This is a genomic window from Pseudomonas sp. PVC-5-1 (genome assembly GCF_057444345.1).
In genome coordinates this window covers 4,197,998-4,213,970 of sequence record NZ_CM172024.1, presented here as the reverse complement: position 1 = coordinate 4,213,970, position 15,973 = coordinate 4,197,998, and the positions used below count along the sequence as shown (strand labels likewise).

General features: G+C 63.0%; 17 protein-coding genes. 10 read left to right on the top strand and 7 right to left on the bottom strand.

The window, feature by feature from the left end; translation table 11 throughout:
• The first annotated feature begins 7 nt into the window (after nucleotides 1–7).
• Nucleotides 8–1,369 carry a DEAD/DEAH box helicase gene (locus AC2T3R_RS19365; RefSeq protein ID WP_238066756.1) on the top strand — a complete coding sequence of 454 codons (1,362 nt, stop codon included), beginning with the start codon at nucleotides 8–10 and terminating at the stop codon, nucleotides 1,367–1,369.
• 125 nt (nucleotides 1,370–1,494) lie between these two features.
• Here AC2T3R_RS19365 and AC2T3R_RS19360 read toward each other — a convergent pair whose 3' ends face one another.
• The gene (locus AC2T3R_RS19360) at nucleotides 1,495–1,767 is read right to left on the bottom strand and encodes a hypothetical protein (protein WP_013973700.1); all 273 of its coding nucleotides are present in this window, start codon (nucleotides 1,765–1,767) and stop codon (nucleotides 1,495–1,497) included.
• Nucleotides 1,768–2,035: 268 nt separating this feature from the next.
• On the opposite strand from AC2T3R_RS19360, the gene AC2T3R_RS19355 reads away from it, so the two are divergent.
• The 4 genes from AC2T3R_RS19355 to AC2T3R_RS19340 all read left to right on the top strand — a co-directional run bounded on the left by AC2T3R_RS19355 (nucleotide 2,036) and on the right by AC2T3R_RS19340 (nucleotide 4,053).
• Nucleotides 2,036–2,314, top strand: coding sequence for a BrnT family toxin (locus AC2T3R_RS19355; RefSeq protein ID WP_309669225.1), 279 nt, complete (start codon nucleotides 2,036–2,038; stop codon nucleotides 2,312–2,314).
• Nucleotides 2,292–2,546: a BrnA antitoxin family protein gene (locus AC2T3R_RS19350; protein ID WP_013973699.1), complete on the top strand. Its 255-nt coding sequence runs from the start codon at nucleotides 2,292–2,294 to the stop codon at nucleotides 2,544–2,546. Before AC2T3R_RS19355 ends, AC2T3R_RS19350 begins: the two co-directional genes overlap by 23 nt.
• 77 nt (nucleotides 2,547–2,623) lie before the next feature.
• On the top strand, nucleotides 2,624–3,019 hold the full coding sequence (locus tag AC2T3R_RS19345) for a hypothetical protein (RefSeq protein ID WP_013973698.1): 396 nt from the start codon (nucleotides 2,624–2,626) through the stop codon (nucleotides 3,017–3,019).
• 107 nt (nucleotides 3,020–3,126) lie between these two features.
• A complete protein-coding gene (locus AC2T3R_RS19340; RefSeq protein WP_015271296.1) occupies nucleotides 3,127–4,053 on the top strand; it encodes a DMT family transporter in 927 nt (308 codons plus the stop codon).
• A 127-nt stretch (nucleotides 4,054–4,180) separates the two neighbouring features.
• Here the strand turns inward: AC2T3R_RS19340 and AC2T3R_RS19335 are convergent, their stop codons facing one another.
• A complete protein-coding gene (locus tag AC2T3R_RS19335; RefSeq protein ID WP_486744122.1) occupies nucleotides 4,181–5,353 on the bottom strand; it encodes an MFS transporter in 1,173 nt (390 codons plus the stop codon).
• 106 nt (nucleotides 5,354–5,459) lie between these two features.
• Here AC2T3R_RS19335 and ptrR point away from each other — a divergent pair, with 106 nt between their 5' ends.
• Nucleotides 5,460–6,353 (top strand): putrescine utilization regulator PtrR, encoded by an 894-nt coding sequence (gene ptrR, locus AC2T3R_RS19330; protein ID WP_410953330.1) that lies wholly within the window; start codon nucleotides 5,460–5,462, stop codon nucleotides 6,351–6,353.
• 124 nt (nucleotides 6,354–6,477) lie between these two features.
• Complete coding sequence (locus AC2T3R_RS19325; protein ID WP_009683677.1) at nucleotides 6,478–6,606, top strand: PA1414 family protein; 129 nt, start codon at nucleotides 6,478–6,480, stop codon at nucleotides 6,604–6,606.
• A 189-nt stretch (nucleotides 6,607–6,795) separates the two neighbouring features.
• Here the strand turns inward: AC2T3R_RS19325 and AC2T3R_RS19320 are convergent, their stop codons facing one another.
• Entirely contained in the window at nucleotides 6,796–8,175 is a 1,380-nt protein-coding gene (locus AC2T3R_RS19320; RefSeq protein WP_013973694.1) for a sodium:solute symporter family protein, read from the bottom strand.
• Between the two features lie 266 nt (nucleotides 8,176–8,441).
• Nucleotides 8,442–9,392, bottom strand: a complete 951-nt coding sequence (gene speB / locus AC2T3R_RS19315) for an agmatinase (RefSeq protein ID WP_013973693.1) — start codon at nucleotides 9,390–9,392, stop codon at nucleotides 8,442–8,444.
• Between the two features lie 225 nt (nucleotides 9,393–9,617).
• On the opposite strand from speB, the gene AC2T3R_RS19310 reads away from it, so the two are divergent.
• The 3 genes from AC2T3R_RS19310 (at nucleotide 9,618) to AC2T3R_RS19300 (ending at nucleotide 12,980) form a co-directional block, all read left to right on the top strand.
• Nucleotides 9,618–10,511: a LysR family transcriptional regulator gene (locus tag AC2T3R_RS19310; RefSeq protein ID WP_013973692.1), complete on the top strand. Its 894-nt coding sequence runs from the start codon at nucleotides 9,618–9,620 to the stop codon at nucleotides 10,509–10,511.
• 139 nt (nucleotides 10,512–10,650) lie between these two features.
• Nucleotides 10,651–12,216: a methyl-accepting chemotaxis protein gene (locus tag AC2T3R_RS19305; RefSeq protein WP_486744121.1), complete on the top strand. Its 1,566-nt coding sequence runs from the start codon at nucleotides 10,651–10,653 to the stop codon at nucleotides 12,214–12,216.
• 164 nt (nucleotides 12,217–12,380) lie between these two features.
• Nucleotides 12,381–12,980, top strand: coding sequence for a tRNA-uridine aminocarboxypropyltransferase (locus AC2T3R_RS19300; RefSeq protein WP_367245693.1), 600 nt, complete (start codon nucleotides 12,381–12,383; stop codon nucleotides 12,978–12,980).
• Nucleotides 12,981–13,158: 178 nt separating this feature from the next.
• Here the strand turns inward: AC2T3R_RS19300 and AC2T3R_RS19295 are convergent, their stop codons facing one another.
• The 3 genes from AC2T3R_RS19295 to AC2T3R_RS19285 all read right to left on the bottom strand — a co-directional run bounded on the left by AC2T3R_RS19295 (nucleotide 13,159) and on the right by AC2T3R_RS19285 (nucleotide 15,789).
• Nucleotides 13,159–14,517 (bottom strand): TolC family outer membrane protein, encoded by a 1,359-nt coding sequence (locus AC2T3R_RS19295; protein ID WP_397461313.1) that lies wholly within the window; start codon nucleotides 14,515–14,517, stop codon nucleotides 13,159–13,161.
• A 311-nt stretch (nucleotides 14,518–14,828) separates the two neighbouring features.
• Nucleotides 14,829–15,248, bottom strand: a complete 420-nt coding sequence (locus AC2T3R_RS19290; protein ID WP_161551430.1) for a YbaN family protein — start codon at nucleotides 15,246–15,248, stop codon at nucleotides 14,829–14,831.
• Nucleotides 15,202–15,789 (bottom strand): YecA/YgfB family protein, encoded by a 588-nt coding sequence (locus AC2T3R_RS19285; protein WP_013973687.1) that lies wholly within the window; start codon nucleotides 15,787–15,789, stop codon nucleotides 15,202–15,204. The genes AC2T3R_RS19290 and AC2T3R_RS19285 overlap by 47 nt, the downstream gene beginning before the upstream one ends.
• Nucleotides 15,790–15,973: the final 184 nt, after the last annotated feature.

The window sequence follows — 15,973 nt, the reverse complement described above, 5'->3', positions numbered from 1 at the left end:
TTACCCTATGCAACTGAATTTTCCGCACTTGCCTGAGGTTACCTCCGTGTTCTCCCAATTCGCCCTGCACGAACGCCTGCTTAAAGCCGTGGCCGAGCTTAACTTTGTCGAGCCAACCCCGGTGCAGGCCGCGGCCATCCCCCTGGCCCTGCAAGGGCGTGACCTGCGCGTGACCGCGCAGACCGGCAGCGGCAAGACCGCGGCCTTCGTGCTGCCGTTGCTCAACCGCCTGGTCGACCTGCGCGAACGCCGCGTCGAGATCCGCGCGCTGATCCTGCTGCCGACCCGTGAGCTGGCCCAGCAGACCCTCAAGCAGGTACAGCTGTTCTCGCAGTTCACCTACATCAAGTCGGGCCTGGTTACCGGCGGTGAAGACTTCAAGGAACAGGCCGCCATGCTGCGCAAGGTGCCGGATGTGCTGATCGGCACCCCGGGCCGCCTGCTCGAGCAGCTCAATGCCGGCAACCTGGACCTGTCCCACGTACAGGTGCTGATCCTCGACGAAGCCGACCGCATGCTCGACATGGGCTTCGCCGAAGACATGGAGCGCCTGTGCAAGGAGTGCGAGAACCGCCAGCAGACCCTGCTGTTCTCCGCCACCACCGGTGGTGCGGCCCTGCGCGACATCATCGGCAAGGTGCTGAAAGACCCTGAGCACCTGATGCTCAACAGCGTCTCGCAGCTGGCCGAAGGCACCCGCCAGCAGATCATCACCGCCGACCACGACCAGCACAAAGAGCAGATCGTGCAGTGGCTGCTGGCCAACGAAACCTTCGACAAGGCGATCATCTTCACCAACACCCGCGCCCTGGCCGACCGCATCTACGGCCACCTGGTGGCCAAGGACGTGAAGGCCTTCGTGCTGCATGGCGAGAAGGACCAGAAGGACCGCAAGCTGGCCCTGGACCGCTTCAAGCAGGGCAGCTCCAAGGTGCTGGTGGCTACCGACGTTGCGGCCCGTGGCCTGGACATCGACGGCCTGGACCTGGTGATCAACTTCGACATGCCGCGCAGCGGTGACGAGTACGTGCACCGCGTGGGCCGTACCGGCCGTGCCGGTGGCGAAGGCCTGGCGATCTCGCTGATCACCCACAACGACTGGAACCTGATGTCGAGCATCGAGCGCTACCTCAAGCAGCAGTTCGAGCGCCGGGTGATCAAGGAAGTGAAGGGGACCTACAACGGGCCTAAGAAGGTCAAGGCCTCGGGCAAGGCGGCTGGCAGCAAGAAGAAAAAGGTCGAGAAGAAGACCGGTGACAAGAAGGCGACCGCCAAGCGCAAGCCAACCGCCAAGCCGAAGGCCAATGCACCGCTGGCCAGCGCTGACGGCCTGGCGCCGCTGAAGAAGCGCAAGCCTGCGGCTGAGTAACCTTCAGTAGCGCTGTTGGTTTCTTCGCGGGCACGCCCGCTCCTACAGGATAATCACAGATATCGAAGGCTGTGTTATCCCTGTTGGAGCGGGCGTGCCCGCGAAGGGGCCAGCACAGGCGGCCACTATTCAGCCTTTTTCTCCGCCTCTTTCAACTCCTTGATCCGCTTGTCGATCAGCTGACACTTGTCGGGCAAGTCCTTGCTAGCCGTGCCCAGCTCCATCCCTTGAAGCTCGTCATTGATCTCCTTGGCCTTCTGCGGGTTCTGCTCGGTCAACTGGGTGACCAACCCGGCCAGCTCTTCGCGTTTCTGCGTTGCTTCTTCCGGTGTGCAGGCCCAGGCGGGCAGGGCGCAGGACAGGGCAGTGGCACAGGCAATGGGCAGCAGCAGTTTCATCCTTCCTACCTCCGGCGGTGGTGATGCCCGGTGGAGGCATGTGCTTGGCCGTTAGTTCAGCGCCTTCGACCGGTGGCACTTCATGGTCAGCCTGTCCCCAGCTGGGCATCTGACCTAGCCTTGTGAGCCATTTGGCCAGGCCACTTCCCTCTAGGTTGTAATCCCTTTCCCAAAACCTCCTGAAGCTATTGAAGAGTGGGCGATCGCTCCCTAGCCTTGGCCTGGATCAGGAGGTATCGTATGTACAGATGTAAATACGGAGCGTCCCATGTTCTTTGAATGGGACGATGCCAAGAACCAGATAAACATCCGCAAGCACGGCATCGACTTCAGCGATGTTCCGGATATGTTCAATCACCCGATGCTGATTCGCCGCGATGACAATCCGGACCACGATGAGGAGCGCTGGGTCTGCCTGGGCTGGCTGAAGTGTCTGATAGGCGTGGTCGTGTACACGGAAAGGCAGGGTGATGTCATTCGCATCATTTCTGCACGCAAAGCCACCAGACGGGAGGCCAAACATTATGACCAAAGCATCGAAAACTGACTGGAGTCGCCTGGCTCGACAGGACGACCAGGCTATTGATACCTCGGATATTCCTGAGCTGGATGAAAATTTCTTCCGCGAGGCTGAGCTGCGAGTTCCAGCCAAGCAGACGGTGACCATTCGCCTCGATTCCGATGTCCTCGCCTGGTTCAAAGAGCAGGGTAGCGGCTACCAGACCCGGATCAACCAGTTGCTGCGTCAGTACATGCAAGCGCAAAAACGCCAGCGCTGAGATATTTCGGAACGCCGGGCAACCTCGGCAGGTCCCAACCTGTGTACCCCTTCCGTCCACAGCAGGAGCCCGTAGCCATGAGCATCGCCTACGACTGGGACCTGATCGAGCGTTTGCTGCACGAGGTGCAGAACGGCGCCGGTCACAGCTTCACGCCACGCCCCTATGCCGAGCAACACGCTGCGGCACTAGCTGCCAAGGGGGAGCCGGTGGGCGACCTGGACCACCTGAAAACCCGTGCCTGCGAGTACGAGAGGCTGTTGTTCGAGCGTGGTTTCATCGAAACCCGACCCGAAGAAGATGGTGGCAATGGCGAGAATTTCGTGCTGACCGAACGTGGCTCGCGGTTGATGAGCCTGATCGACAGCAGCATCCCCGGCTTCGAGCACCCGCGCCAGGTGCTGGACGAGCAAGAGGATGCGCTGGATGAAACCACCTTCGAGCAGGTGTCGGCGAAGGCGCAGATCGCCTGAGGTCGTTTTGAGGCTGGCAAGGGCGGCCATGGAAACCCGATAATCGGTAGTTCCTGAATAACTGCCGAGCCCTCACCCATGCCAATGACCACCGCAGAGGCCCACTCATGAGCGCGGCCCGCAAGAACCCTGATGCCTTTGCCTTTCAGGTGATGCTGGGGCTGTGCCTGATCTGGGGCTGCCAGCAGGTCCTGATCAAGACTGCTGCCATCGATATCGCGCCGGTGATGCAGGCGGCCCTGCGCAACGGCATCGCCGCCGTGCTGGTGGGCCTGATGCTGTGCTGGCGCGGAGGCTGGGAGCAGGTCGGCAGCACCTGGCGTGCCGGGGTGGTGGCGGGTGGGCTGTTCGGCCTGGAGTTCCTGTTCATTGCCGAGGGGCTGAAGCTGACCTCGGCGGCGCACATGTCGGTGTTCCTCTATACCGCGCCGGTGTTCACTGCGTTGGGCCTGCATTTCAGGTTACCCAGCGAACGCCTGCGGCTGCTGCAATGGCTTGGGATCCTGTTGGCCTTCGGCGGTATTGCCATGGCGTTTGCCGGCGGCATGTCGTTCGAGCACATGGATGGCCGCACCCTGCTGGGGGATGCCTTTGGCGTGATCGCCGGGCTGGCCTGGGGGGCGACCACGGTGGTGGTGCGCTGCTCGCGGCTGTCGGAAGCACCAGCGACCCTGACCCTGTTCTATCAGCTGGCGGTGGGCTTTGCCGGGTTGCTGCTGATTGCCTTGCTCAGCGGCCAGATCGGCGCGGTGACGCTGACGCCGCTGGCGATGGGCAGCGTGCTGTTCCAGGGGATTGTGGTGTCGTTCATCAGCTACCTGACCTGGTTCTGGTTGCTGCGCAAATACCTGGCGTCGAACCTGGCAGTGTTCTCGTTCATCACCCCGCTGTTCGGGGTGACCTTTGGCGTTTTGTTGCTGGATGAGCCGCTTAGCCTGAACTTTGTGGTTGGTGCGTTGATGGTGCTGCTGGGGGTGGTGCTGGTGAGTGCCGAGCCTTGGGTTAAGCAGCAGTTGCGGCGGATTGTGGGATGATCGATAACCTGTACCGGCCTCTTCGCGGGCTTGCCCGCTCCCACAGGTACTGCACAGGTCTTGAAGATTTTGCGGCCCCTGTGGGAGCGGGCGAGCCCGCGAAGAGGCCGGCACAGGCAACCACGATTCAGGATGCGGCCTTGGCCTGACAGGCGTTGGCCTGCTGTGCAGAGCTGCCAAACAGCACCAGCCCCCCAGCCACCACCAACCCACCCGCAGCCACCATCAGCGCAGGCTGCAACCCGCCGCTGTAATGGCTGCTGACCGCCGCCAGCAGCGGCCCGCTCAACTGCCCCAAGGCAAAGCAGGCTGTCAGTAGCCCGGCATTGCGCTGCGTGGCATGCGGCGCCAGCTCCCGCGAACGTTGCATCACCAGTTGCATGCAGGCCAGGAATGGCCCGCCACACAGCACCACGCCCAACGCCAGCCCGACACCTCCGCCCATCAGGCAGGCCAGCACACCCAGCCCCTGCAGCCACAGGGTGGCGGTGAGCCAGGTCGCGGTTCGGCCGCCACGCCGCAGGCTCACGAGCAGAACCCCCAGCGCCGCCGCCAGGCCGAATGCCGGCCAGAACAGGTCTGCGAGCCACTGCCCGTGGAACTGCTGGTTGGCCATCTGCGACAGGAAGGTGGCCGGCAGGATGTAACCTACGCCATACAGTGCATATACCAGCCCCAGGCGACCGATGCCGACACGGCGGGTCGGGCCCTGGTGTGCAGCGGGCGATACCGGCGCGGCTTGCAGCGCCCTGGGCAGCCAAGGCCGCACCGCCAGCAGCATCACCAGCGCGGCCACGGCATAGATCAGCCACAGTGCTGCCGAGCCGAGCCCCCACAAATGCGCCACCAGCGCCAGCAAACCAGTCAGCGCAATGCCCAGGCCGGGCCCCGCGAACACCAGGGCACCCAGGCGCTGGCGGTTGTCGGCATTGGCCACCTGTTGGCTGAGGCTGGTGATCATCACCAGCACCCAGGCGCTGGCCACGCCGGTGCCGAAGCGCAGCAGCAGGTGGCTCCAGAACCCGTCTGCGGCCCATGAGGCCAGAGTCAGCAGTACGCACAGCCACAGCCCGCCGTGCAGGCGCAGGCGCACCTGGCCCGGCGAGCGGGCGAACATGGCATCTACCGCGCCGATGAAGTAACCCAGGTAGTTGGCCGCGGCCACCAGCCCGGCCACCGTCAGGTCGAACTGGCCTTCGGCGATCAGTTGCGGCAGCTGCGGGGTCAGGGCGAAACGGCCGATGCCCATGGCCATCATCAGCGCCACGGCGCTGGCCAGCAGTTGAATGAGTGGCGACATGACAAGTCTCCTGCGCGGATGTAAGAGATGGCTGGCAGGTTAGGGCGGTTTCTTTTTCAATAAAATTGAATAATGATGATCAAGTTGTTCTGTTTTGGAGAATGTCGTGGAATTCAGCCAACTGCGTATCTTCCAGGCCGTGGCCGAGGAGGGTTCGGTCACCCGCGCCGCAGAGCGCCTGCATCGGGTGCCGTCGAACCTGTCGACGCGCTTGCGCCAGCTCGAAGAGCAACTGGGTGTCGAGCTGTTCCTGCGCGAGCGCCAGCGCCTGCAGCTGTCGCCTGCGGGCAAGGTGCTGCTGGACTACGCCAACCGCCTGTCAGCCTTGCGCGACGAGGCGCTGGCCGCCGTGCGGGGCGGCCAACCGGCCGGGGACTTCGTGCTGGGGACCATGTACAGCACGGCGGCGACCCATTTGCCGGGGTTGCTGGCGCGTTATCACCAGGCCTACCCGGCGGTTAACTTGCAGGTGCGTGCGGCGCCCAGTGGCGAGTTGCTGGAAGGCCTGCTCAACCACACCTTGGACGCGGCCCTGGTGGATGGGCCACCGAGCCTGGCCGGGCTGGATGGCGTGCCGCTTTGCGATGAGCAGTTGGTGCTGATCACCAGCCCCGAGCACCCTGCGGTACACACTGCCAAGGATGTGGCCGGCAAGGCGGTGTTCACCTTCCGCCAGGGCTGCTCGTACCGCATGCGCCTGGAGGCCTGGTATGCCCATGCCCATACGCCCATGGGCCGGGTGATGGAAATCGAGTCGTACCAGAGCATGCTGGCCTGCGTGATCGCCGGCGCGGGTGTGGCGATGATGGCCAGGTCGATGCTCGACAGCCTGCCCGGGCGCGACCGGGTGCGGGTGCACCAGCTGCAGGCGCCGTTCGATCAGGCGGTCACCTGGTTGATGTGGCGCCAGGGCATGCGCGGGGCAAACTTGCAGGCCTGGATCGACCTGCAACAAAGCGAAACGATTAACCAGTCGTCGGAATGCGCCGTTACGGCTTGATCCGTATCAAAATGGCCCGTATCTGTAGCTATAGAGGCATGCGTAATACAGGACATAGGGCTATGATCTGTATGAAACATCGCAGGATTGAATTGCCGTGAGGCTGACCCGTCAAGGGGGCATTATGAATAAACCACTGTCCAACTGGCTCCATGACCTGGCTGTCGCCTTGGGGCTGATTCCACCACCCTTGCAGCCGGTGCCGATCCCGACTGATGAAGAGCAGCGCAAACGCCAACCGCGTCGTCGCTGATACAGACAAAGGCCGCTGCACCTGGGTGGGTGCAGCGGCCTTTTTGTGTCTGCCAGTTGTGTGTTGCCTGTACCGGCCTCTTCGCGGGCTTGCCCGCTCCCACAGGTACCCCACAGTACTCGAGGCCTGTGATATTCCTGTAGGAGCGGGTTTACCCGCGAAAGGGCCAGTAAAGGCAGCCGGGATCTATCAGGCCAGCTTCACCGCCGCCACCGATTTACGCGACATCAGGCTGACCACCACAAAGCTGACCAGACCAACTGCCAGGCTGTAGTAGATCGGCGTATTGGCCTCCAGCCCATCCTTGAACATGAACAGCAGCGCGGTGGCAAAGCCCAGCGACATGCTGGCGATAGCCCCGGCGGTGGTAGCGCGCTTCCAGAAGATCGCCCCGATCAGCGGGATCAGCATACCGCCGACCAGCAGGTTGTAGGCCAGGGTCAGGGCGTTGATCACATCGTTCACCACCAGGGCAATGCCCAGCACTACCAGGCCGGTGAGCAGGGTGAACAGGCGGCTGACGCCCAGGCTCGACGCCTTGCCGCCACGCAATTTGGGCAGCAGGTCTTCGGTCAGGGTGGTGGACGCAGCCAGCAGGCCGGCGCTGGCGGTGGACATCATGGCGGCCAGCGCCGCTGCCATCAGCAGGCCACGGATGCCATCGGGCAGCGTGGTCTTGATCATCTCGGCAAAGGCATTGTTCGGGTTGGCCAGGTCGGGCATCAGCACATGCGCAGCCATGCCGATCGCGGCGCAGGCCAGGCCGTACAGTATGCAGTACACACCGGCGGTGGTGCCGGCACGCTGGCAGACCTTCTCGTCACGGGCAGTGAACACCCGCTGCCAGATGTCCTGGCCGATGAGGATGCCGAAGAAGTAGATCAGGAAGTAGGTGATGATGGTGTCCCAGCCAATGGTGGTCAGCTGGAAGCTGGCCGCCGGCAGCTTGGCCACCAGGGTGTCCCAGCCACCGGCCTTGTACAGGCACACTGGCAGCAGGATGAACATCAGGCCGACGGTCTTGATCACGAACTGGACGATGTCGGTCAGCGTCAGCGACCACATGCCGCCAATGGTCGAGTACAGCACCACCACACCACCGCCCAGCAGCAGCGAGGCCCAGAACGGCAGGTCGAGCAGCACCTGCAATACGGTGGCCATGGCCAGGGTCGAGGTGACGCCGATCATCAGTGCATAGGCCAGCATGATCACGGCGCTGGCCTGGCGTGCGGCTGGGTTGTAGCGCTGTTCCAGCACCTGGGTCACGGTGAAGATGCGCAGACGCAGCAAGGGTTTGGCCAGCAACAGGTTGAGGGCGATGATGCCCAGGCCCAGGGCTGCGCACAGCCAGAAGCCGGAGATGCCGTGGACGTAGCCCAGGCGTACGGTGCCGACGGTGGAAGCGCCACCGAGTACAGTGGTGGCCATGGTGCCCATGTACAGGACCGGGCCGAGGTTGCGCCCGGCCACCAGGTAGTCCTCATGGGTTTTCGCGCGCCGCATGCCGTACCAGCCAAGCCCGAGCATGCCGGCGGTATAGATCATTACAACAATGATGTCCAAGGCCATTGGGGGTCTCCCGATTATCTTTATTATGGCGAGATCGACCACGCGGGCGGGTTCACGGCGCCCGGCGGTCTTGTCGTGTTGTTGGCGGGCCTCTGTGGCCCTCCCATATGGCTCCTGCCGGGGTACTTTCTAGAGGCTTGCACTAGTCCCCTGTGGGAGCGGGCGTGCCCGCGAACAAGGGCACAGCCCTTGCCATGCACAGGGGTTGTCAGTGCTGGCCCCTTCGCGGGCTTGCCCGCTCCCACAGGGAACGGTGTTGCTCTCGTTTAGCGGCGCACTACGCCTGGAAGCACGCAGAGCATCTCGAACAGCAGGTTGGCACCGAGCAGCGAGGTGTTGCCAGTGGTGTCGTAAGGCGGGGAGACTTCGACGAGGTCACAGCCGATCAGGTCCAGGCCGTGGCAGCCGCGAATGATCTCCATCGCCTGGATGGTGGTCAAGCCGCCGATTTCCGGGGTGCCGGTACCGGGAGCCCAGGCCGGGTCGATGCCATCGATGTCGAACGACAGGTACACCGGGCCACCGCCGACCTTTTCGCGCACTTCGGCCATCAGCGGTTCCAGCGACTTGTGCCAGCACTCTTCGGCCTGGACCACACGGAAGCCCTGGCGGCGGCTCCAGTTGAAGTCATCGGCGGTGTAGCCCTGGGCGCGCAGGCCGATCTGCACCACGCGCTCGCAATCGAGCAGGCCTTCTTCCACGGCACGGCGGAAGGTGGTGCCATGGGCGATCTTCTCGCCGAACATGTGGTCGTTGACGTCGGCGTGGGCATCGATGTGCACTAGGCCGATCTTGCCGTGCTTCTTGTGCAGCGCGCGCAGGATCGGCAGGGTGATGGTGTGGTCGCCACCCAGGGTCAGCGGGATGATGTTGTGCTCGAGGATCTCGTCATACGCTTCTTCGATGATGCGCACGGCGTCCAGCAGGTTGAAGGTGTTGATCGCCACGTCACCGATGTCGGCCACCGACAGCGAGTCGAACGGTGCAGCTCCCGTGGCCATGTTGTACGGGCGGATCATCACCGATTCGGCGCGGATCTGACGCGGGCCGAAACGGGTACCGGAGCGCAGCGAAGTACCGATGTCCAGTGGCACGCCGATGAAGGCGGCGTCCAGGCCTTGGGCACTTTGCAGGTGGGGGAGACGGAGCATGGTGGCGATGCCGCCGAAACGCGGCATTTCGTTGCCGCCCAGTGGTTGGTGGAGGATCTTGTCCACGGTGGGCCTCATCAGTCGGTCGATTGTTCTGTTTGTTCGAACCTGTGCCGCCGCGCGCCTTCCAGGTGTGGTCTTGCCGGCGGGCAGGGACATTTCGGCCAAGTCTGCTGAAGGTAGTGCCGGGGAAAAATCGCTACCGGCAAATACTTAGTTCAGGAATTTCTGAACTAAAGGCGGCAGAGCGGTTAGACTGCGCGCTAATACCCCCTGCGGAACCGTTGCACCATGGCCTCGACCTTGCCCGACCTGAAACTGCTGCGCATCTTCGTCAGCGTGGTGCGCCACCAGGGCTTTGCCAATGCCCAGCGTGAGCTGAACCTGTCGACCTCGGCCATCAGCACCTACATGAGCCAGCTGGAAGGTGCCCTGGGGATCGTGCTGTGCCACCGTGGCCGTGGCGGCTTCAGCCTGACCAGCAAGGGCGAGCTGTTCCACCAGGAAACCCTGCGCCTGCTGGCCGAGCTGGACGGCTTCGAACAGTACGCCGCCGCCCTCAAGGGCGAGTTGCGTGGCACCCTCAACCTGGGGGTGATCGATTCCACGGTCGGTGACAGGGCCTTGCCGCTGGCCGAAGCCATTGGCGCCTACAGCCAGGAACACCCGGCGGTGCACCTGCACTTGTCGGTATCCAGCCCTTACGAGCTGCAACTGGGCGTGCAGGACAACCGTCTGGACCTGGCGATCGGGGCGTTCTCCTCGCGCATGAGCGGGCTGCTCTACCAGCCGCTGTACCGTGAGCAGCACTGGCTGTACTGCAGCAGCCGCCACCCGTTGTATGCCGAACGGCGCATCCCCGAGCAGGTGGTGACCCAGCAGCGCATGGTCGGGCGTGGTTACTGGAGCCAGGCCGAACTGGCCCGGCATGGCTTCAAGCACAGCGCGGCGACGGTGGAGAGCATGGAGGCGCAGTTGATCCTGATCCTGTCCGGGGCCTACATCGGCTACCTGCCCGAGCACTATGCCCAGGCCTGGGTCGACAAGGGCGACTTGCGCGTGCTGTCGCCGTCGACCTTCGGCTACCAGGCACCGTTCTCGCTGATCATTCGCCGCGGGCGCAGCCGTGAGCCATTGATCCAGACCTTCCGCGACCTCCTCAAAAGCCAGCTCAACGTGGGCTGAAGCCCGGCATATGCTGTATTTCGTCGGCACCCGTTAAATTGTTGGTGCCGCTGACCGACAACATAATGGCGTCCTGCTATATATCAAATTTGCGTGTGCTGCTGTCTACCTCCCTTTCATCCTGCAAGGATTGCCCAAGATGCGCATGAATTTGCCCGTCACTGAGCACGAAAGAACCTTTCCCAACGATCAACGCCTGATTTCCACCACTGACCTCAACAGCCGCATCACCTACTGCAACGACGCTTTCGTGGCGATCAGCGGGTTCACCTACGACGAGCTGGTCGGCCAACCCCACAACCTGGTGCGCCACCCGGATATGCCGCCGGCAGTGTTCGGCCACATGTGGGAAACCATCAAGCAAGGCAAACCGTGGATGGGGGTCGTCAAGAACCGGGCGAAGAACGGTGATTACTACTGGGTCAGCGCCTACGTCACGGCCATCTACGAGCAGGGCCGCATCAGTGGCTACGAGTCGGTGCGCTCGGTGCCCACTCGCGAGCAGATCCGTCGCGCCGAGGCGTTGTATGCGCGTCTGCGGGCCGGCCGCACACCGGTGCCGTGGGCGGCCCGCCTGCTGCATGGCCTGGGCCACGGTTGGCCATTGATAGGTGCGGGCCTGCTGTCGGCGGCGGGCTACCTGTGGCTACCGCCCTACGCGGCGCTCGGGATGCTGATGGCCAGCCTGCTGCTGGCCTGGTATCTGGTCGAGCACCGGCAGAACCGGGCGGTCCGCCGCACGCTGGCCGAGCATCCCAAGGCCTTCACCAGCCCGCTGGTGGCACTGACCTACAGTGATAACCCAGGCCTGCAAGGCCAGCTGGATCTTGCCATCATCAGTGAAGAAGCACGCCTGCAAACGGCTTTGACCCGCCTGGTGGATGCCGGTGTCGGAGTGAAATCGCGGGCCGCGCAGTCGTCCGACCTGTCCGATGCCCAGGCACAGATGCTCGACCGCCAGCGCAACGAGACCGACCAGTCCGCCGCCGCCATCGCGCAGATGGCGGCGACCATCCAGCAGGTTACCCACAACGTGCAGAGCACGGCGCACGCAGCGGGCGATGCTGACCAGCTGGCGCAACAGGGCAGCGAGCTGGCCATGCAGAGCCTGCAAGCCATGGGCAGCATGAGCAATGCGGTCAACGACATCGGCCAGGCGGTCAATGCCCTGGCCGAGCAGACCCAGTCGATCGGCAGCGTGGTCGATGTGATTACCTCGATCGCCGAGCAGACCAACCTGCTGGCGCTCAACGCAGCCATCGAGGCGGCGCGTGCCGGCGAACAGGGGCGCGGGTTTGCCGTGGTGGCCGACGAGGTGCGTTCGCTGGCCCAGCGCACCCGTGCCTCGACCGAGGAGATCCACCAGATCATCGCCTCGTTGCGCGCCGGGGCAGAGCGCGCGGTCAGCACCGCCAGCCGCGGCGAGCAGATCTCGCGGGACAGCGTGCACAGTGTCGAGGCGGTGCAAGCAGCGTTGAGCGGGATTGCCCAGGCGGTCAGCCGTATCACTGGCATGAGCCAGCAGATGGCGACGGCGTCGGAGCAGCAGAGCCATGTGGCCGAGGACATCAATCAGCAGATCGTGCGCATAGCCCACCTGTGCGACCAGAGTGCCGGGCAGGCCAGGCAGGGCGCGGAAATCAGCCAGGACCTGGAGCGCATGGCGGAATACCTGCATAGCCTGGCAGAGCGGTTCAACCGTTGAGATCGCCGGGGCCGCTTTGCGGCCCTTTCGCCGGCAAGCCAGCTCCCACAGGTATTGCACAAGGCTCAGGCCTGTGGTGATCCTGTGGGAGCTGGCTTGCCGGCGAAAGGCCCGCAAAGCGGGCCCCGGTTCTGTGGCAAACTGTTCCCGCCAAGGAGAACCCCATGCCCAGACCCCGCTGCGAGCGCTGCCAGCGCCCGCTCGACCATTGCCTCTGCTCATTGATCCCCGCGCTCGACAGCCGTACCCGCGTCATCCTGCTGCAGCACCCCAGTGAAACCGCCCATGCCCTGAATACCGCCCGCCTGGCCGCTCTTGGCCTGAACAACGCCGAGTTGCGGGTAGGCGAGGTATTCGATGACCTGAACGAATTGCTGGCGACCCCCGGTTACCGGCCGGCCCTGCTGTTCCCGGGCGACGACGCCCAGGAGTTGGTGGCCTATGGCGAGACGGACGACAAACCCTTGCTGTTGATCGTACCCGACGGCACCTGGCGCAAGGCGCGCAAGCTGTTGTACCTGAACCCGTTGCTGGAGGCGTTGCCGCGAGTCACCCTGGGGGCTGTCGCGCCTTCACGCTACCGCTTGCGCAAGGCGCCGGAGGCGGGGGCGTTATCGACTATCGAGGCGGTGGTGGGAGCGCTGAACGCGTTGGAGCAGCCTGCCTGTTTCGATGCGCTGCTGGCACCGTTCGAGGCGTTGATCGAGGGGCAGATCAGGGCCATGGGTTTGGAGACGTTCCAGCGTAACCATGGTGAGGGGTGAGGGGTGAGGTGGCAGTGAAGGCCCTATCGCCGGCAAGCCAGTTCCCACAGGTGCAGCGGCAGGGCTCAAGTTTTGTGTTTCTACAGCTGGAACACAAAGGGTGAAGCTTGTGCTGTACCTGTGGGAGCTGGCTTGCCGGCGATGGGCCGCAAAGCGGCCCCGGCTATCTCGAACCCGATCAACGCATATCAGGCAAACGCGCCTCGGTGCGTACTTCGGTGGTAGCCAGCGCTTCCGGTGGCAGCGAAATACGTTGCTTGGTCAACAGCTCGCCCATGGTCGCCAGCACGCGGTAGCGCGAGAACTCCTCGGTATAACGCACCTCGGTGTAGCGGCGGTCGGCGTTGTACAGCTCGTTTTCACTGTCGAGCACGTCGAGCAGGGTACGTTGGCCCAGGCCGAACTGGTCCTGGTAGGCGGCACGCACGCGCTTGGTGGTCTCGGCGTATTCACGCGCAGTCGGCAGCTGCTTGCTGGCGTTGTTCATGGCGTTCCACGCCAGGCTCAGGTTTTCGGTCAGCTCACGCAGGGCGTTGTTGCGGATGTCCAGGGCCTGGTTGATCTTGTGCGCGTCGGACTGCAGGCGAGCCTTGTCGCTGCCGCCGCGGAACAGGTTGTAGTTCATCTCCACGCCGGCTTGCCAGTCGTTGTTGTTGTGGCCTTTCTCGCCACCGGTGTTGTTGTTGGCACCGGTAGCCAGAATGGCGTCGAAGCGTGGGTAGAAGGTCGACTTGGCCACTTCGTATTGCTGCTCGGCAGCATTGACGTCAGCCTGCGCAGACTTGATGTACGGGTTGTTCTGACGCATGCCGTCGCGGGCTTCATCGAGGGTGCCAGGCACCTCGCCCTTGATGGACTGCGGGCTTTCCAGCTCGTCCGGCATGCGGCCGACGACGCTGAAGAAGTTGGCCTCGGCATCGGCCAGGTCGACTTCGGCGGTGTCCAGATTGTTTTCCGCCAGGGCGCGACGTGCGCGGGACTGGTCAAGGTCGGCGGTGCTGCCGACGCCGCGCTCGTTGCGCAGGCCGATCTGGTCGTTGACGCGCAGGTGGGCTTGCAGGTTGTTCTTGGCCAGAGTCACCAGTTCACGGCGCTTGAGCACTTCCAGGTACACCTCGACTGCACGCAGGGCGACATCCTGGGCAACGGCCTGGGTGTAGTAGGCGCGGGAGGTGGAGACCGCTTCGGTGCGGCCCACTTCATTCGAGGTGTTGAAGCCGTCGAAGATCATCTGCCGCAGGCGCAGCTCGGACTGGGTGTAGTTGAGGGTTTCCTTGTTGTGGTTGCCCTCGGCACGAGTCGTGGTGTTGTCAGATCGCTGGCGGCCATAGCCGGCAACCAGATCCACGGAAGGGTAGTACCCACCACGCGCAAACTTCACATCTTCATCGGCAGACAGCTTGCTGTTGCGGTTGGAGCTGACCTGCGGGTGGTAGTCCACGGCGCTCTGGACAGCCTCTGTGATCGACATCGCCTGTACGTTGGCACTCGCCAGGGCCAACAATAATGCACTGGTGATGGGGTTCAAAACGCGCATGGTACATCTCCCTGATCTTGGAATTGATCCTGCTAATCGCCAAAAAAATGACGATAAAGTTATTTCATATAGTGTTGCAGGTTTTTAATAACACAGCTAAGTACATTCAACGCGATAGACAAGAAGATTTATTCATAAAAAATTGCCATAACCTAAATAAATTATCTAACAGGCTCGCAGATGAACACTGGAAATGGCGGCGAGAAACTCCATTAAGGCCAATGAATACAGGGCTTTAACCGAGTTCCAGAATCATTTCGGCTAAGGGAAGCACGAATTAGGCGAAAGTGATATTTGGCGACAAAATATTGTCACTTTGGCTTGTGCAGGGTTTTCTGGCTGAGGATATACAGGCTTACCAGGACGGCACTGGACAACATGAAGATACGTGCCCAGAACAGGGGCACCAGATAGCACGACAGACCGATGCTGGCCCACATCAGGCCGATGGCGTAGACCTTGCCCTTGAGGGGGATGCCTTCACCACTGAGGTAGTCACGGATCCATGGCCCGAGCTTGGGGTGATGGACCAGCCAGTGGTGAAAGCGCGGCGAGCTGCGGGCAAAGCAGGCGGCCGCCAATAGCAGGAACGGGGTGGTGGGCAATACCGGCAGGAATATCCCCAACACCCCCAACGCGACGCTGAGCCAGCCGGTGGCCAGCAGCAGGTAGCGCACAGGCGACTTAGTGGTGACGTGGCTTGAGCAGTGCCGGCTTTTCGTCAGGGGCATGCAGCAGCAGGAACAGCGCCGTCAGTGCTTCGGGGATCTGTACGATCATGTCGTCCTGCAGGTTGGCGTTGCTGGCGATGTCGGCGAACTCCGGCTGCTCGTCGAACAGGCCCGAGCCGACCATGATTGGCAGCAGCATCTCGCTGACTTCTTCCTCGGCGTTCTCGAACCAGGCCTCTTCACGCAGGAATACGCCTTCCATGAAGCCGATGCACCAGCCGCGCAGGTCGGAATCGTCTGGCTCTTCGGTCAGGTCGAGGTCGCACGGCAGCTCGAATTCGTCGTCGCTGGCCAGCTGGCGGGCGATGTGCGCTTTCAGCGCCACCAGGGTGGCCTCGATCTCGGTGCGTTGAGCGTCGCTGGCGTAGTGCGGCTCTTCGGCGAACAGGGCGTCGATCCATTCGCGCTCGGGCACTTCCTCGGCATTGATCGACAGGGCGGTGAGGTAGCCGTGGGCGGCGACATAGTCCAGCGCTTCTTCGTGCAGCTCGTCGGCGTCGAGGAAGGCTTGCAGGCGGGTCAGTTGCTCGGCGAAGGACATTACAGGGCTACCTTGGGGAATAAACGATAACGAATTCTAGCACCTTGCGACGGCAGCGGGGTAAAGGGAACGTCTATCGCCGTGGTGCCCTGCGCGGGGCGGTGCTGCGGTATACTCCGCGATTTTTCATCCAGGGGCAGGGTTTGCCGGCCGCCTGGCAAAAACCGCTTACGCATTTGGCGTG

Excerpts from the sequence above, each read along its gene's own strand:
- AC2T3R_RS19365 (WP_238066756.1), top strand. The coding sequence starts at position 8 with ATGCAACTGAATTTTCCGCACTTGCCTGAGGTTACCTCCGTGTTCTCC.
- AC2T3R_RS19360 (WP_013973700.1), bottom strand. The coding sequence starts at position 1,767 with ATGAAACTGCTGCTGCCCATTGCCTGTGCCACTGCCCTGTCCTGCGCC.
- AC2T3R_RS19355 (WP_309669225.1), top strand. The coding sequence starts at position 2,036 with ATGTTCTTTGAATGGGACGATGCCAAGAACCAGATAAACATCCGCAAG.
- AC2T3R_RS19350 (WP_013973699.1), top strand. The coding sequence starts at position 2,292 with ATGACCAAAGCATCGAAAACTGACTGGAGTCGCCTGGCTCGACAGGAC.
- AC2T3R_RS19345 (WP_013973698.1), top strand. The coding sequence starts at position 2,624 with ATGAGCATCGCCTACGACTGGGACCTGATCGAGCGTTTGCTGCACGAG.
- AC2T3R_RS19340 (WP_015271296.1), top strand. The coding sequence starts at position 3,127 with ATGAGCGCGGCCCGCAAGAACCCTGATGCCTTTGCCTTTCAGGTGATG.
- AC2T3R_RS19335 (WP_486744122.1), bottom strand. The coding sequence starts at position 5,353 with ATGTCGCCACTCATTCAACTGCTGGCCAGCGCCGTGGCGCTGATGATG.
- AC2T3R_RS19325 (WP_009683677.1), top strand. The coding sequence starts at position 6,478 with ATGAATAAACCACTGTCCAACTGGCTCCATGACCTGGCTGTCGCCTTG.
- AC2T3R_RS19320 (WP_013973694.1), bottom strand. The coding sequence starts at position 8,175 with ATGGCCTTGGACATCATTGTTGTAATGATCTATACCGCCGGCATGCTC.
- AC2T3R_RS19310 (WP_013973692.1), top strand. The coding sequence starts at position 9,618 with ATGGCCTCGACCTTGCCCGACCTGAAACTGCTGCGCATCTTCGTCAGC.
- AC2T3R_RS19305 (WP_486744121.1), top strand. The coding sequence starts at position 10,651 with ATGCGCATGAATTTGCCCGTCACTGAGCACGAAAGAACCTTTCCCAAC.
- AC2T3R_RS19300 (WP_367245693.1), top strand. The coding sequence starts at position 12,381 with ATGCCCAGACCCCGCTGCGAGCGCTGCCAGCGCCCGCTCGACCATTGC.
- AC2T3R_RS19295 (WP_397461313.1), bottom strand. The coding sequence starts at position 14,517 with ATGCGCGTTTTGAACCCCATCACCAGTGCATTATTGTTGGCCCTGGCG.
- AC2T3R_RS19290 (WP_161551430.1), bottom strand. The coding sequence starts at position 15,248 with ATGCCCCTGACGAAAAGCCGGCACTGCTCAAGCCACGTCACCACTAAG.
- AC2T3R_RS19285 (WP_013973687.1), bottom strand. The coding sequence starts at position 15,789 with ATGTCCTTCGCCGAGCAACTGACCCGCCTGCAAGCCTTCCTCGACGCC.